Below are 15,883 nucleotides of genomic sequence, written 5' to 3' on the forward strand. Positions count from 1 at the left end.
TGGAATACCCCACGCCCGTTGTCTCCGGGGCTGAGAGGCACGCCTCTGTCGAGGTGGTCGGCCTTCACGTTCACGCCTACCCCCACCATAACATAATATGTGGCCGGAGGCACGCGGGAACCCAAAGGAAAAGGATCGAAAACCCAATCAGGGACAGATATCCCAGACCAACCCAGACCGCTGCTGGAAGCCCGCAAGGCACCCAAATGGCACCCAAATGGCACCCAGCCCAGACACCCTGCTTCTAAATCTCCCAACCCAGACAACGTATTGGCCCCACCCGTGCTGGAACCCGACACGCGACCAAACGGACACACGTCCACCCGCCCCATACGCAGGCGGCCAGCGGACCGCGAGGCCCTTCGAGACGGACACCCAGACCGAGATCAGCTGGCAGGGCGCCGAACCAACCGGTAGAGCCTCAGCACCGCCCGACCCCACCAGCGCCGCTCGAGCCCCTCGCGGGCACGCTGCTTCGGCACCAGCGACCGGGTGTGGTCGAGCTCGGCGCGAAGCTCGGCGACCTCGTCCTCCAGCCGGGCCTCTGACTTGCGCAGTCTGATGGCCTCGTGGAGCAGCGCGTCGATGGTGGCGACACCGGCGTCGAGCACCTCGCGCGAGGAGATCGTGTCCGGATCGATGAACGGCTTGCCAGCGAGGTCGGCGGGGACCAGCAGCTCCTCCAGCCCGCCGACCACGTCGTAGCCACGTCCCGTCAGCGCGTCGACCCAGCTCTGGGACAACGCCTCGACCCACGGCAGGATCGAGGGGGAGAGCGCCAGGCGCGCGGAGTCGCGGCGCTTGGCCAGCGTGCGGTGGGCCAGGAACTCGCGTACGAAAGGCCGGTAGTCGGCCGGCTCGATGACCGGCACGACCGCCAGGTTGATCTCGCGCAGCAGAGCTGCCTCGGGCACCCCGAGGGACGGGTTGCCGCGGTCGATCCCTTCGAAGTCGATGGTCAGGTCGTCGAGACCGAAGGCAGCCGAGAACCGCTCCCACAGCAGCGAGGAGGACGAGCCCGGCGGCGGGACGGTGATCAGATGGACGCGCTCGGGCGCGATGCCCTGGGTCCATCGGTCGAGGATGTCGGGCAGCTCCTGGACGCCCCAGAACCAGGACCCGATCCGTCCCTCGCGGTCTGGGTCGCGGATCTCCTCGAGGAACTCGGAGTAGGTCACCACGGAGCGGTGCTTGACGTTCTCCTGCCACTCGGCCGGGATCTGCCGGGCCAGGTCGCGCGCGGAGAGCATGATGTGGATCTCGGAGTCACCCAGCGAGTCCAGGGCGTGCTTGGCCTGCTGCCAGGAGGCGCTCGCCAGGATCTCGTGGGAGATGATCACGGTGCCGTTCTCGACGGCACGCACCTTCTCGGCGAGCGCGTCCCAGGCGCCGGTCGCCTCCTCCTCGATGCCGCCCCAGGGCAGGTCCATCAGGTCGAGGGCCGCCAGGAAATGGGCGTCGAATCGGTCGGCGAAGTAGTGGACTCCCTGCGCGGCAAGGGACTCACGGTTGTGGAAGAGAACATCCTGAAGATAGGACGTGCCCGTCTTCGGGGTGCCGACGTGAAGCAGCACGCGCCGCCCAGTCTCCAACGTTCCACTCCTCTAAGGACGCCCCGCCAGCAATGACAACGCGAGCGCCAGCGCCCGGCGCTCGTCGGGACCCTGCGTCGCCGTCCCGGAGGGGAGCAGCCGGTCAGGGTCTCCGTGGAGAGCGTATCCGGCTTGCACCAGCGCATCGCGTTGGGCCCGCGCCTGTGTTTCGACCCAATCAAAACTTTCTGGGGGGACCCCGACCTCCCGGGCTCCCGGGACGAGCGGTTCGAGCTTCTCCAACCGCGGTCGCAACTGGTCGATGAGCAGCTTCCGCTGGGCCTCGAGATCGGTTCGTACGCAGAGCACCTGCCCGATCACCCGAGCGACCTCGTTCGCCTCGGCCGAGATCGCCCAGGGGCCCGGAACACTGTCGACGCCGAGAAGGCGAGGTAGCAGGGCAGGGTCGGTGACGATCTCGACGCGATCCTTCCCGACCCGATCGGCCCACCAACTGGCGGTCCGGGGCAGGTCGGCACGGGGACCGAACCAGCCGCGCCACTGGGCGTCGCGGATCCAGATGCTCCACGGGTTGACCCGGTTGGTGAAGGTGCGGAACTTCCACGCCCCGGCGGCGATCTCGTCCAGCGGGCCACCGAGGACGTAGACGGTGTAGCCATCGCCGTTGGGCAGCCTGCCCTGCCGCTCCAGCTCCTCGCGGATGGGCAGCGTGAGCCACGGCGACCCGACCAGACGGTAGGGGAGCTGCGGCCGGTCGTCCGCTGACTTCCCGGGCCGACGCGACCACCATCGCCAGCGCGGAGCCGAAACCTCCTCCACGGTCTCGAGCAGGTCCTCGGCGAGCAGCACGCTCGCCGCCCGCAGCAGCTCCCGCGACGACAGCGTCGCCGGATCGACCGGCGGCGGACCGTACGTCCTGGTCTCGGTGTCCCCGAGCAGCGGGAGGTCTCGACGGCCACGGCCGGGAGGGCTCGTACGCAGCAGGGCCTCGACCCGCGAGGGTTCCAACGGACCCGTCTCGTTGAGCCGCCGCAGCAGCTCGAGCACCTCGGCACCCGGAAGGTGAGCGGCCATGAAAGGTGCGGCGGGCTCGGACCAGGACGTCCACGGCTTCGTACCGCCGTCGCGCAGGTGCGCGGCCCACCCCCAACCGCGGGACGCTGGCATCAGGAGCGTCGCCCCTTGACCCGCCGCATCACACCGGCAGCGCGGGACGCGACCGACCGCGGGGGCGGGGTGGTGCGGGCAGCCTCGACGACGACCGCGACCAGGGCGTCGATCGCCGCGTCGGCGACATCCTTGGTGCGCGGCGTGTCCGGGTCGACCCACGCGGCATCGGGCTCGGGTCGTTGCGGGCGGAGGTCTTCGAGGTCACCGGAGATGTCGACCTTGGCCAGCTCGGCCCATTCGATCCAGGACTCGGCGACCTGGTCGGCCCAGTCGAGGGCGGAGGGCGGGATGGTGACCCGCTCGCGACCCTCGCGGTGGGCGAGGGTGCGCTTGGCGATCACCTCGGTGACCATGTGGCGGTAGTCCTCGCGCGGCAGCTCCTGCGACTCCAGCCGCGCGTTCAGCCGGCGCAGCAGCGTCGCCTCGGCGCGGCCGAGCGACTGGTTGTGCCGGTCGCTGTCGATCGGGGTCCAGGACTCCTCGATCCCGACGACCTCGCAGAACCGGCGCCAGAGCACCTCACTCGGCGCCCCGTCGGTCGGCACGGTCACCAGGTGCACGCGCTCCGGAGGCAGGTTGCGACCCCACCGGCTGAGGACGTCGGGCAGGCCGTGCGTACGCCAGAACCAGGCGGCCGAGCGCGACTGCTTCGCCATCTGCATCCGCTCGAGGTAGCGCGCGAAGGTGACCTTGCGCTCGCGCTGCACCTGGTCCTGCCACTCCGCCGCCAGCACCCGCGCGATGTCGCGGGCGGTGTAGACGATGTGCACCTCGGTGCGCCCGCCCTCGCCGAGGTCGGTCATCGCCTTCTCGACCCGGTCGGGCCTCGCCCCTGCGAAGAGGTGGTGGCTGATCAGGATCGTCTCGGACTCGCTGCGGCGCACGCGCCTGACCAGCGTGTCCCACTCACCGTGGACGGTCTTCCGCATCCCGCCCCACGGACGGTCGATCAGATCGAGCGCCGGCCGGAAGAAGTCGGGCTGGCCGCCGACCGGGTAGAAGACGCCATGCTTCTCCAGGGACACCCGGTTGTGGAACAACCTGTCCTGGAGGTATGTCGTGCCCGTCTTCGGAGCGCCGACGTGGAGAAAGACTTTGCGCGCCATGATCCCGCTATTCTGCACCAAGTTAGTAGAGATTGTCGCGGCGGTCCGTCGATTGTCACCCGGCCGTCACTCTTGGGGGCAGTCTAGGGGTTGTTCCGACCTACTTAAGGCAGAGCACGTACGACAGCCGAGGGGCTCGGCCTGCCGAGGTGGTCGGCGAGCCAACGGCTCGTGTCGACGACCTTGCCCAGATCGACGCCGTGCTCGATCCCGAGGCCGTCGAGCATCCAGAGCAGGTCCTCGGTCGCGAGGTTGCCGGTCGCGCTCTTGGCGTAGGGGCAACCACCCAGGCCACCCGCGCTGGCGTCGTAGGTGGTCACGCCGGACTGCAGCCCGGCGAGGGTGTTGGCCAGCGCCTGACCGTACGTGTCGTGGAAGTGCAGCGCGAGGCGGTCGGTCGTGACACCGGCGTCTCCGAACGCCTGGATCAGGGCCTTCACGTGCCCGGCGGTCGCGACGCCGATCGTGTCCCCGAGGCTGAGCTCGTCGGCACCGAGGTCGAAGAGTCGCTTGCCCGCCTCGACCACCTTCGCGATCTCGACCTCACCTTCCCAGGGGTCGCCGAAGCACATCGACAGGTATCCGCGGACGGTCATGCCTGCCGCCTTTGCGCGGCTCATCGTCGGCTCGAACATCGCCCACTGACCGTCAAAGGTCTGGTTGAGGTTCTTGTTGGCGAACGTCTCGGTCGAGCTGCCGAAGATCGCGATGTGACGAAGCTCCAGCTCGAGGGCGCGATCGAGCCCCTTCTCGTTGGGCACGAGCACCGGGAGCTCCCGCGCCCGGTCCCCCAGCCTGTCGACCAGCTCGGTCATCAGCTCCTTGGCGTCGGCCAGCTGCGGCACCCACTTCGGGTGCACGAAGCTCGTCGCCTCCACCGGGCTCAGCCCGGCATCGAGCAGCCGGGTGATCAGGTCTGCCTTGACGCCGGTGTCGATCGCCGTCTTCTCGTTCTGGAGGCCGTCACGTGCACCGACCTCGTAGATCGTCACCTTCTGCGGCAGATCGGGCTGGGGCACGACAGCAGGGAGAGCACTCACCACTCAACCCTAGTCCAGCCGTGACGGGTTGGGCAGGCCTCGGGCAGCACCGACACAACCGCACACAACACGACCGCAAATGCGCTCGATCCGGGGCCCGCGGCAACAGACTGGCCAGAGGGCCATGCATGGACACCAACCGTTTTCAACGGTAAAACGGCGTGACAAGCATCACAGAGCGGGGGTCGTGGTTTGAAGTACGCGAAGCGGCGTGGATCTACGAACGCGCCAGGCCGAAAGCGCCGACCTCCGGGCCCACGAATGATTACGCAGGTCGCGGTGGCTGCACTGGCCGCCAGCGGCCTCGCCGCATGCGGTGGGTCCAGCGATGCTGTCCTCAACTGGTACGTCAACCCCGACGGGGTCGAGGTGTTCGAGAAGTACGCCGACGAGTGCAGCACGGCCGACTACGACATCGAGGTCCAGCTGCTGCCGACGGGCGCCACCGATCAGCGCACCCAGCTCGCCCGACGGCTTGCCGCCGAGGACTCCTCCACCGATCTGATGAACCTCGATCCGGTCTTCGTGCCGGAGTTCGCCAACGCCGGCTGGCTGAAGGAGGTCGAGGGTGACCTCGGCGACCGGATCATCGGCAGCGCCGAGGGCGAGGGCGACTACCTCTCCGGTGCCGCCGACACGGTGGTCTGGGAGGACAAGGCCTACGCGATCCCGTTGTGGGCGAACACGCAGGTCCTCTGGTACCGCGAGTCCCTCGCCGAGGCCGCCGGCCTGGACATGTCCCAGCCGGTCACCTGGGAGCAGGTGATCAAGGCGGCCGCCGACAACGGCGGGTCCGTCGGTGTCCAGGCCGACAAGTACGAGGCGTACGTCGTCTGGATCAACGCTCTCGTCCAGGGCGCCGGCGGCGCGATCGTCTCCGACACCGAAGCCGGCCGGGACGCCAAGGTCAAGATCGACTCCGACGCAGGTCGCCAGGCCGCGACCGTCATCGAGATGCTCGCCGAGTCGAGCGCGGCCCAACCCGATCTCAGCGTCTCGCGCGAAGGGACCAGCCTGGGCCAGATGTTCCCGAAGGAGGGCCCGGGTGAGTTCATGGCCAACTGGACCTTCGTCTACAAGAACTATGAGGGCTTGATCGACCAAGCGGGCGGACCGACCAAGGAGCAGTTCGAAGACCTCGGCTGGGCGCGCTACCCCGCGACGGTGGAGGGCGAGGTGTCCAAGCCGCCGGTCGGCGGGATCGACATCGGCGTCGGCGCCTTCTCGAAGCACCCGGACCGGGCCACCGAGGCGGCCCAGTGCATCACCTCGGAGCAGGCGCAGGTCGATCTCGCGCTCGAGGCGGGACTGATGCCCTCGACCAACGCTGCGTACGACGTGGTCTCCGCCAGCGGCGACTACCCGGAGGACCTGATCGAGCTCTACCGGACCAGCGTCGACGAGGGTGGTCCTCGGCCCAAGAGCGCCTACTACTCGATGATCTCCGGCGCGATCCAGTCGACCTGGCACTCGCCGAGGTCGGTCGGCCCTGACACCACACCCGAGGAGTCCGCGACCTACCTGGAGGACGTGCTCGAAGGGAAGTCGCTGCTATGAGCACCGTTGTCGCCCCGAACAAGGGCAAGCCGGTCGTGAGCGACCGTGCCCGCGCCGAGAGCCGGCTCGGGCAGAAGCTGGTGGCCCCGGCCATCGTGCTGATGCTGCTCGTGACGGCGTTCCCGATGCTCCGGGCCATCTACCTGTCGACCTTCGACTACGCCCTGACCGCACCCGAAGAGCGTGCGTTCATCGGCCTGAGCAACTACGTCACAGCGCTCACCGACCCGCTGTTCTGGCAGACCACCGGTGTCACCGTGCTCTACATGGTGGTCACGGTGGCGGTCGAGCTGGTCATCGGCTTCATCTTCGCCATGGTGATGCACCGGGTGATCTTCGCCCGCGGCGTGATCCGGACCTCGATCCTGGTGCCCTACGGCATCATCACCGTCGTATCCGGCTTCGCCTGGCAGTTCGCGTTCTCTTTCCAGAACGGGTTCATCAACGGGTGGCTGCCGTTCGTGGGTGACGACTTCAACTGGTTCGGCCAGACCGGGTCGGCCATCGTCGCGATCATGGTCTCCGAGATCTGGAAGACCACCCCCTTCATGTCGCTGCTGCTGCTCGCCGGTCTGGCTCAGGTCAGCGACGACATGATCGAGGCGGCGAAGGTCGACGGGGCGACGTGGACCCAACGGCTGACCAAGGTGATCCTGCCGAACATGCGCGCAGCGATCATGGTCGCCGTCCTGTTCCGTGCTCTCGACGCGTACCGGATCTTCGACAACATCTTCGTGATGACATCCGGAGCGGTGCGGACCGAGTCGATCAGCTTCCTCACCTATCGCCAGACCATCGAGCAGTTCCAGCTCGGTATGGGCTCGGCGCTGTCGGTGCTCCTTTTCCTATCCGTCCTGGTGGTCGCCTTCTTGATCGTCAGGCTCTTCCGCGTCGACCTGGCGCAGGCTCGACAGGGGTGATCGGGATGAAGAACCGAATCGGCATCATCATCGGCTGCCTCCTGATCCTCGTCTGGTGCCTCCTCCCGGTGGCCTGGATCATCTCGCTGTCCTTCAAGTCCGAGGCCGCGATCACCAACGGCAGCCCCGGCTTCTTCCCGTCCGCCGGCGGCGGCGCAGGCTGGGACAACTACGTGGCGGTGTGGGACAACGAGCAGTTCCGGCGCGCGATCTTCAACTCGATCGGGATCAGCCTCATCGCGACGCTGCTGTCGGTCATCGTGGCCACGTTGGCGGCGTACGCGATCGCTCGGCTGGAGTTCCGCGGCAAGAAGGCGGTGCTGACCATCGCGTTGGCGATCGCGATGTTCCCGGTGGTCTCGCTCGTAGGCCCGCTGTTCGACATGTGGCGGGCCATCGGCCTCTACGACACCTGGCCGGGACTGATCATCCCCTACATGTCCTTCACGCTGCCGCTGGCGATCTGGACCCTGTCCGCCTTCTTCCGCGAGATCCCGTGGGAGCTGGAGCAGGCCGCCCAGGTCGATGGCGCCACGTCGTGGCAGGCCTTCCGCAAGGTGATCGTGCCGCTGGCCGCCCCGGGCGTCTTCACCGCGGCGATCCTGACGTTCTTCTTCGCGTGGAACGACTTCGTCTTCGGCATCTCGCTCACCTCGACCGAGAACGCCCGACCGATCCCGGCATCGCTGTCCTTCTTCGTCGGCGCCGACCCGTTCAACCGGCCGGCCTCCCTGCTGGCCGCGGGAGCGGTCATCGCCACGATCCCGATCATCGTCATCGTCCTGATTTTCCAGCGCAAGATCGTCGCCGGTCTCACCTCCGGCGCAGTGAAGGGATAGGTGCTGCTGCCATGGCCGCTATCACCATGAACCACATCGTCAAGAAGTACGGCGACGGCTTCCCGGCCGTGAACGACATCTCCATCGACGTGGCCGACGGGGAGTTCATGATCCTCGTCGGACCTTCGGGGTGCGGTAAGTCCACCCTGCTGCGCATGATCGTCGGTCTCGAGGACATCACCTCGGGCGACATGATGATCGGCGACCGCCGGGTCAACGACCTCGCCCCACGGGATCGCAACCTCGCGATGGTCTTCCAGAACTATGCCCTCTACCCGCACCTCACCGTCTACGAGAACATCGCCTTCCCGCTGCGGTTGGCCAAGACGCCCGAGGCCGAGCTCGACAAGCTGGTGCGGGACGCCTCAGCGACGCTCGAGCTCGACGAGCACCTCGACCGCAAGCCCGGCAACCTGTCCGGCGGCCAGCGGCAGCGGGTCGCCATGGGGCGCGCGATCGTCCGGCAGTCCGATGCCTTCCTCTTCGACGAGCCGCTGTCGAACCTCGACGCCAAGCTGCGTGGCCAGATGCGCACCGAGATCGCCCGGCTGCAGAAGCGGCTCGGCATCACCACCGTCTACGTCACCCACGACCAGACCGAGGCCATGACTCTCGGCGACCGGGTCGCCGTGCTCAAGCGCGGCGTCCTGCAGCAGCTGGCCACCCCGCGCGAGCTCTACGAAAACCCGGGCAACCTGTTCGTGGCCGGCTTCATCGGCTCGCCGCCGATGAACTTCCTGCCGGCCACGGTCAAGGGCTCCACGGTGGAGCTGCCGTTCGGCAGCGTGGAGATCCCGGCCGAGAAGGCCGAGGCCGCCTCCGGGCACAGTCTGCTCATCGCCGGTATCCGTCCCGAGCACTTCGAGGACGCCTCCCTGGCCTCGAACTCCGGACGCCCCGGCTCGACCTTCTCGACCAAGGTCGACGCCGTCGAGTGGCTGGGCAACGAGACCTACGCCTACATCCCCTTCGAGGCTCCGGACGAGGTCAGGGCCCAGCTCCAGCAGCTCGAGAAGGACCTCGACGGAGAGGGCCTGCGCACCCAGCTCGTCGTCTCGCTCGACGGTTCCAGCCGGATCGCGGAGGGCCAGGACGCCGAGATCTGGGTCGACGGTCGCCGCATCCACCTCTTCGACCCTTCGACCGGCGAGAACCTCACCGTCGACCACGAGCACGCCGGGCGCATCCTGGGGGCCGAGGTCGACTCGGGCAAGGCCTGACTTCGCGAAACTGCCCGTGACAAGCACAACGGATTGATGCCCGGGGCACCGGGCCCCGGGCATCAATGATGAGTGCTACCGCAGCCGGTCGCTGACGTCGACCGCAACGGTCGCGGTGTTGTAGCCGTCCGCAGCGACGGTCACCATCAACCGCAACGCGTAGTTCTTGTAGCGATCACGCACCTCGAATGACGCATCGGTGCCGACCTCCTTGAACGTGTCAGAGCTCGGCTCCGCAGCGGGAGAGCGAACCTGCCACGAGTAGGTCACGGTCGCACCCTCCGGATCATCCGTCGCCGCGGTGAGCGTGCTCCCGACACGTACATCGCCAGCGACCTTCGGCTCGAGGACGAGGTCGCCGAGCTCGACCGAGCCTGTCGGCTTCGAGACCGCCGTGCCCGGCTCCCACGTCTTCTTGGTGGCCGAGACCTCTACGGAGAAGGTGTGGCCGTGGTCGTTCGGGCCGAGCAGGTAGGTCTCCCCGGTGGCGCCGGCAACAACCTCGCCGTCGCGCAGCCACTGGTAGCCGTACGTCACGCCGTCGGTGCTCCAGGTGCCGGGGTCGACGCCGAGCGTCTCACCCACCTTCGGCACACCGGTCACGACCGGGGGCTGGGAGCTGAGGAGCGGGCCGTGCGACACGGCGATGGTCTGCGAGTCTGCATTCCCCGCGACATACCCCTCCTTGGTCGCGGTCACCCGGACTCCGACCTGGTGACCCGCGTCGGCATCCGCGAGGACGTACGTCTCCGCCACCGCGCCGTCGATCGCCTGACCGTCACGGAGCCACTCGTAGGCGTAGGTCACGCCCTCGGTGTCCCACTCGCCGCTGGTCGCGGTGAGCTTCTCCCCGACGATCCCGGTGCCCTCGATGGTGGGAGCCGTGGTGTTGGTCACGACCGGACGCAGCATCTGGATGTCGCGGACGACCTGCTCGGCGTCGGTCACCGTGAACTCCTTGGAGAAGGTGGTGACGTGGATGCCGTCATAGGCCTCGACCCGGATGCGGTAGGTCCCGGGATCCAGAGCACCGGTCGCGTAGCGGCCGGACTCGTCGGTCCAGGCCTCCCCTGCGTAGTCCCAGCCCCAGCTGGCGTCGCGCTCGATCACGACGTACTCCCAGGCGTGCGGGGTGCCGTCGTGGTGCGTCACCACACCCGTGGCGCGAGCGCCCAGGGCGAGCTGGGCGTCCGCAGGGGTCGTCTCGCGAACGTTGACCGTCACCTTGTCGGCCTCGTCGAAGGATGCCTTGTCGCTGAACCACTCGGTTCGATGTCCGGCACTGCTGGTGAACTCCAGGCGGTAACTACCGGCCGGAAGTCCTCTGACCGTGTAGTTCCCCTCGACGTCGACGTATCCCTGGCCGGACCACTCGAATCCGTCCGCCGTGTAGGCCGTGACGTAGGCATCTCGGATCGGCTGCCCGTCGCTGTCGCGGAGGGTTCCGGTGATGAGGCCGCCGACACGTACCTGGAGGTCCTCGACGGCGGCGGCGCCCGCCACGACATCGACGTATCGAGAGGTGTTCTCGGCGTAGAGGTAGTCGTCGTCGAACGAGAAGCTCAGGTAGTGCTCGCCGGCCCGAAGGCCGTCGAGACGGTAGGTGCCATCGGCACCGGTGACGGCAGAACCGGCCCAGTCCCAGGTGTCGGTGCGTTGGGCCTCGACGGTGACTCCGGCGGCCGGGTTACCGGCATCGTCGGTGACGGTGCCGGTGATGGCCTCGGCGCCGGCGTTGCTGGCGAGCGCGACGTCGATCGGACCCGACTCGCCGGCGATCACGTCCGCGGCCTGCTCGACGGTGGCTGCATCGCGGTAGTACTCCTGGGCGACGCTCCCGCTGTGGTCGACGAACCGGATTCGATACGCCGCGCCGCCGGTCAGGCCGTCGAAGCCGTAGTTCCCGGTGCTGGTCGTCGTGTCCCAGGCGACCGAGTCCCACCAGGCCCCGCTGCCGTCGTCCTGGGCCTGGTAGAGCGTCACGTCGATGCCGCGCAGGGGCGTACCGGACTCGTCGGTCACGGTGCCCGCGATCGAGGCGCCGACCGCCAGATCCGCGTCAGCCGTGAGCGTGTTGGCTCCCGCTACGACCAGGTCTGTCGCCTGCTCGAGCGTCGGGGCGTCGTCGTAGTACTCCCGGAGAGCGTTCGAGCCGTAGGGGAAGAAGCCGACCCGATAGGTTCCAGCGGCGAGGCCGTCGAACGCGTAACTGCCGTTCGCATCGACACTGACCTCGGTCTGACGTGACCAGCCCGTTCCGTCCTGGGCGTAGAGGGCGACGTCGACTCCGTCGGCGGTCGCCCCGTCGACAGTCACGGCGCCCTCGATGACGCCGCCCTGCTCGAGGGTGGCGTCGATCCCCGAGACGACCCCGGAGTCGACGATCGCGATGTCGGTCGCCTGCTCGAGGCTCGCGGCGTTTTCATAGAACTCCGAGATGAGACCGCGATCGCTGCTGAACTCGACACGGTAGGTCCCGTCCGGGACGGCGAGCTGGTAGCTCCCGTCCTCGCCGCTCCGGACGTACGCGGCCCTCGACCACCATTCCTCATCGCCCTGAGCCTCGAAGCGCCTGGCACTGATGTAGACATCGCCGATTGGAGCACCCGACGCGTCTGTCACATGCCCAGTGATCTGCCCGTTCGCCTTGATCGCTCCGTCGATGCCTGAGGTGGTCTCTCCGAGTGCTACGGAGACGGTCTCGGCAGTCTCGACCGAGACGGCGTCGCGGTAGTAGGACGGCTGCCACAGCTTAGGAGCGTCCAGCTGCATGGTCCTGCCGGAACCCGACGCGGTAGTCCCCAGCGGGCAGGTAGAGGCGGTAGTTGCCGTCGGCGTCAGTGCTCACCTCACGGTGGCTCTCCCAGTATCCGTGGACCTGTCCGTCTCCCCAGTCCTCCTCGTAGAACTTGTAGGAGGTGACGACCAAGCCGGCGATCGCCTCACCTGTGGTGCTGGCGACATGCCCGGAGATGATGCCGTTGGGCGCCTCGGCGAGCTCCCGGTCGATCCCGGGAACGGTGGCGCCTCGCGTGACGACGACATCGGTCGCCTCCTCCACGGTGGCGCCACCGTAATAGACCCGTTCCCAGCGGTCGTCGCTGTCGACGGGCGGCGTTCCCTCTCCTCCACTGCGGTCGCCGGAGTTGAACAAGACGCGGTAGGTCCCGGCGGGGACGTGCATCCGGTAGCTGCCGTCAGCGCCCGTCTTCGCGAACCCGACAGGGTTGTCCCAGCCGTAGTCCGGATCATAGGCCAGCGCCTCCAGGCGGATCCCCGACAGCGGTCCTTCCCCGGCGCCGGTCACGGTGCCGGAGACGATGCTGTTGCGGACGATCTCCAGATCGGTGGTCACCGGCCCGTCGGTGACGACGATGTCGGTGCCGTCCTCCGCGCGATCGCTGGTCGAGCCGTAGACGACCGTGGGGTAGTCAGATCCGACCGGCCGGACCCGGAGTCGATAGGTGCCAGGACCCATCGAGAGCTCGTAGGTGCCGTCCTCGGCTGTCGTGGTCGTGATCCAATCGCTCTCAGCCGGATCGGTGTAGCACAAGGTCCAGTAGCCGTACGGACCTTCACCCCAGTCATCCTCCTCGTAGCAGAATGCATCCACCACAGCGCCCACGATCGGGGCACCCGTGTCCGCATCCAAGACTCGCCCGGTGATGCCCGGTCCCTCCAACGCGGCGGCCGGAGAGGCCCCGCCGATGACCGTCGCCATGCCGGCGGCGAGCAACACGGCCAGCGCGGCGGCCAGTGCTCTCAGTGTCTTCAATGTCTTCTCTCTTCACCAGTGACGGGTCGGGATCTCGACCCCGGCGCACGTCGAATCCGGGTCGTCGGCCATGCCGTCGACCAGCCATGTGCTGTCGTGCTCGACGATCCCGATGACGACAGGTGCGATCTCGCGGGGCTCGATGGACGGGTCCGTCTCGGACGCCTGCGACCAGCCGCTCTTCCAGATGCAGGCCTGCACCAGGCGCATCCCGTCCTCCTTCGGCGCAGCGACCGAGGTCACTGTCACCGGCAGCGGTCCGGGGAACCAGCGGCCACGATCGAGACCGGCGTAGTGGTCCATCCGGTCGAGCCCACCCGGTGTCATCGCACCGCGGGCCGCGTCGACGTCGCCGGTGTTGACCACCTTGCCGAACGCCTCGGCCCACGCGTTCACCGCGGCCGTCTCGGGCCGGGACCTCGCCTGAGCCGGGGTGGTGGCCACCATCTTCGGGTGCTTGGTCGGAGCCTGCTCCACCGAACCGGACTTCTCCGGCGCGGCCGATCCGGAAGGATCACCGGCTCCGCTCGAAACGCTCGAAGCGGCTCCGGTGCGCGTCGACTCGTCACCAGAACACCCGGCGGCCAACAGCAACAGCGGCATGGCGGCAACGATGGTCGCAGGCCTACCCCATCCGTGCAACGAAACTCCTTGTAAGGGCCCCACGTCGAACAATGCCCCCGAGAGCAACCCCCACTATGAGATAGGCCGCGACAAGCCGGAGTAAAGAGATTTACCCCCGCAGGTAACAATCAGGCTGATTCTGTCTCCACCACGAACAGCTCCGCGCCGAGCGGGACCTGCGAGCCCGCGGAGGCGCCGACGACGGTGACCGTGCCGGCAAAGGGGGCCTTGAGGGAGACCTCCATCTTCATCGCCTCCATGACACCGAGGACCTGGCCCTCCTCGACCTGGTCGCCGACCTGGACGCGTACGTCGATGACGGTGCCCGGCATCTTGGCCTCGACGGCCCCGTCGCTGTGGTGGGCGGCGGCGCCGGCGACGCGGTCGGGCGGGGAGAGGTCGAAGCGCTGGCCCTGGTGGACGATCTCGGCGAGGCCTGGCTGGACGTTGACCGCCGCCCAGTGGCGTACGCCGTCGACGACTGCCACGAGGACGTGGTCGGCCGCGCTGATCTGCCGGACGAGGTGGCTGACGCCATCGCTTGCGACGCGGCCGGAGGGGCGGTCGACGGTGACGCTGCGGTCGAGGTCGACGATGGTCGGCGCCGGGGAGCCGGCCAGGCGCCAGCCGTCGGCGCGGAACGGAGTCGCGGTGTCCGAGACCGCCGAGAGCATCGCGCTGATCCAGGCGACGAGCGTGCGCGGCACGTCGGCGTCAGGGGCGGGCACCTCGTTGCGGTCGAGCCAGGCAGTGTCGATCTCCGCGTCGCGGAAGGCGTCGGAGGCCGCCAGCACACGCAGGAAACCGGTGTTGGTGGTCAGGCCGAGGACGGCGGTCGTGTCGAGCGCCTTGACCATCGCCGCCCGGGCCTCCTCGCGGTCGGAGCCGCGGACGATGATCTTGGCGAGCATCGGGTCGTAGGCGGTCGAGACGACCTGCTCGCTCTCCAGGGCGTGCTCGACGCGGGCACCGGACGGCCACCGGACGAGCGAGGTCCGGCCGGCCTGTGGCAGGAAGCCCTCGAAGGCGTCCTCCGCGTATACCCGGACCTCGATGGCGTGGCCCTCGACGCGTACGTCGTCCTGGGTGATACCGAGCGACCCACCCGCCGCAACGCGAAGCTGGAGGGCCACGAGGTCGACTCCGGTGATCTCCTCCGTGACCGGGTGCTCGACCTGGAGGCGCGTGTTCATCTCCAGGAAGTACGCCTCCCCGGTGGCGTCGTCGAGCAGGAACTCGACGGTCCCGGCACCGGTGTAGCCGACCTGCTTCGCGAGCGCGACGGCGCTGGTCAGGACCAGGTCTCGCTGCTCGTCGGTCAGCGTCGGGGCGGGCGCCTCCTCGATCACCTTCTGGTGACGGCGTTGGACGGAGCAGTCACGCTCGAAGAGGTGGATGACGTTGCCGTGGGTGTCGCCGAAGACCTGCACCTCGATGTGGCGGCCCCGCTCGACGTACTTCTCGATCAGGAGGGTCTCGTCGCCGAACGCGCTGAGCGCCTCGCGGGCGGCAGCCGCGCGGGCCTCGTCGAGCTCCTCGGGCGCGCGGACGATGCGCATGCCCTTGCCACCGCCGCCGGCGGCGGCCTTGACCAGCAGCGGGTAGGGGCTGTCCTCGCCCCTCGGAACCACAGGTACGCCGGCGGCGACCGCGATCTCCCGGGCCGCGTCCTTACGGCCCATCTGCTCGATGACCTCGGGCGTCGGGCCGACCCAGGTCAGCCCCGCCTTCGTCACTGCCCGGGCGAACTCGGCCCGCTCGGAGAGGAAACCGTAGCCCGGGTGGATCGCCGCGGCACCTGCCTCGACGGCAGCGCTCACCACCGCGTCGGAATCGAGGTAGGACGAGACCTCGACGGCCTCGTCGGCGTCGCGTACGTGGGGAGCGTCGGCGTCGAGCGCGGTGTAGATCGCGACCGTCCGGATCCCCAGGTCACGACAGGTGCGGAAGACCCGCCGCGCGATCTCGCCTCGGTTGGCGACCAGAACACTCTCGAACATCACTCCAGCCCCTTCAGGCACAGTGGTTGCCGAGTCGGCGCGTCATGACGCGCCGACTCGGCGTGGATTGTGGTCAGGA

General features: G+C 68.2%; 12 protein-coding genes. 4 read left to right on the forward strand and 8 right to left on the reverse strand.

Annotation, left to right across the window (positions count from 1 at the left end; all coding sequences use genetic code 11):
* Window positions 1–386: 386 nt before the first annotated feature.
* The 4 genes from ABZZ22_RS02900 to ABZZ22_RS02915 all read right to left on the reverse strand — a co-directional run bounded on the left by ABZZ22_RS02900 (window position 387) and on the right by ABZZ22_RS02915 (window position 4,869).
* The gene (locus tag ABZZ22_RS02900; protein ID WP_354926629.1) at window positions 387–1,574 is read right to left on the reverse strand and encodes a hypothetical protein; all 1,188 of its coding nucleotides are present in this window, start codon (window positions 1,572–1,574) and stop codon (window positions 387–389) included.
* Between the two features lie 30 nt (window positions 1,575–1,604).
* Window positions 1,605–2,720, reverse strand: a complete 1,116-nt coding sequence (locus tag ABZZ22_RS02905; protein WP_354926631.1) for a hypothetical protein — start codon at window positions 2,718–2,720, stop codon at window positions 1,605–1,607.
* Window positions 2,720–3,829: a hypothetical protein gene (locus tag ABZZ22_RS02910; RefSeq protein ID WP_354926633.1), complete on the reverse strand. Its 1,110-nt coding sequence runs from the start codon at window positions 3,827–3,829 to the stop codon at window positions 2,720–2,722. The genes ABZZ22_RS02905 and ABZZ22_RS02910 overlap by 1 nt, the downstream gene beginning before the upstream one ends.
* 104 nt (window positions 3,830–3,933) lie before the next feature.
* Window positions 3,934–4,869 (reverse strand): hydroxymethylglutaryl-CoA lyase, encoded by a 936-nt coding sequence (locus ABZZ22_RS02915; RefSeq protein ID WP_354926635.1) that lies wholly within the window; start codon window positions 4,867–4,869, stop codon window positions 3,934–3,936.
* Window positions 4,870–5,148: 279 nt separating this feature from the next.
* Here ABZZ22_RS02915 and ABZZ22_RS02920 point away from each other — a divergent pair, with 279 nt between their 5' ends.
* The 4 genes from ABZZ22_RS02920 to ugpC are packed head-to-tail and all read left to right on the forward strand — an operon-like array spanning window position 5,149 to window position 9,405.
* Window positions 5,149–6,426 carry an extracellular solute-binding protein gene (locus ABZZ22_RS02920; RefSeq protein WP_354926637.1) on the forward strand — a complete coding sequence of 426 codons (1,278 nt, stop codon included), beginning with the start codon at window positions 5,149–5,151 and terminating at the stop codon, window positions 6,424–6,426.
* Window positions 6,423–7,346, forward strand: a complete 924-nt coding sequence (locus ABZZ22_RS02925) for a sugar ABC transporter permease (protein ID WP_354926639.1) — start codon at window positions 6,423–6,425, stop codon at window positions 7,344–7,346. Before ABZZ22_RS02920 ends, ABZZ22_RS02925 begins: the two co-directional genes overlap by 4 nt.
* 5 nt (window positions 7,347–7,351) lie before the next feature.
* Window positions 7,352–8,185: a carbohydrate ABC transporter permease gene (locus ABZZ22_RS02930; RefSeq protein WP_354926641.1), complete on the forward strand. Its 834-nt coding sequence runs from the start codon at window positions 7,352–7,354 to the stop codon at window positions 8,183–8,185.
* Between the two features lie 11 nt (window positions 8,186–8,196).
* Window positions 8,197–9,405, forward strand: coding sequence for a sn-glycerol-3-phosphate ABC transporter ATP-binding protein UgpC (ugpC, locus tag ABZZ22_RS02935; RefSeq protein WP_354926643.1), 1,209 nt, complete (start codon window positions 8,197–8,199; stop codon window positions 9,403–9,405).
* Window positions 9,406–9,480: 75 nt separating this feature from the next.
* Here the strand turns inward: ugpC and ABZZ22_RS02940 are convergent, their stop codons facing one another.
* The 4 genes from ABZZ22_RS02940 to ABZZ22_RS02955 all read right to left on the reverse strand — a co-directional run bounded on the left by ABZZ22_RS02940 (window position 9,481) and on the right by ABZZ22_RS02955 (window position 15,804).
* A complete protein-coding gene (locus ABZZ22_RS02940) occupies window positions 9,481–12,177 on the reverse strand; it encodes a carboxypeptidase regulatory-like domain-containing protein (RefSeq protein WP_354926645.1) in 2,697 nt (898 codons plus the stop codon).
* Complete coding sequence (locus ABZZ22_RS02945) at window positions 12,158–13,180, reverse strand: carboxypeptidase-like regulatory domain-containing protein (protein ID WP_354926647.1); 1,023 nt, start codon at window positions 13,178–13,180, stop codon at window positions 12,158–12,160. The genes ABZZ22_RS02940 and ABZZ22_RS02945 overlap by 20 nt, the downstream gene beginning before the upstream one ends.
* Before the next feature lie 12 nt (window positions 13,181–13,192).
* Complete coding sequence (locus ABZZ22_RS02950; RefSeq protein WP_354926649.1) at window positions 13,193–13,783, reverse strand: hypothetical protein; 591 nt, start codon at window positions 13,781–13,783, stop codon at window positions 13,193–13,195.
* 149 nt (window positions 13,784–13,932) lie between these two features.
* Window positions 13,933–15,804: a biotin carboxylase N-terminal domain-containing protein gene (locus tag ABZZ22_RS02955; protein ID WP_354926651.1), complete on the reverse strand. Its 1,872-nt coding sequence runs from the start codon at window positions 15,802–15,804 to the stop codon at window positions 13,933–13,935.
* Window positions 15,805–15,883: the final 79 nt, after the last annotated feature.

Origin of the sequence: Nocardioides sp. NPDC006273, from assembly GCF_040613495.1 — a bacterium.
Lineage (GTDB): Bacteria > Actinomycetota > Actinomycetes > Propionibacteriales > Nocardioidaceae > Nocardioides.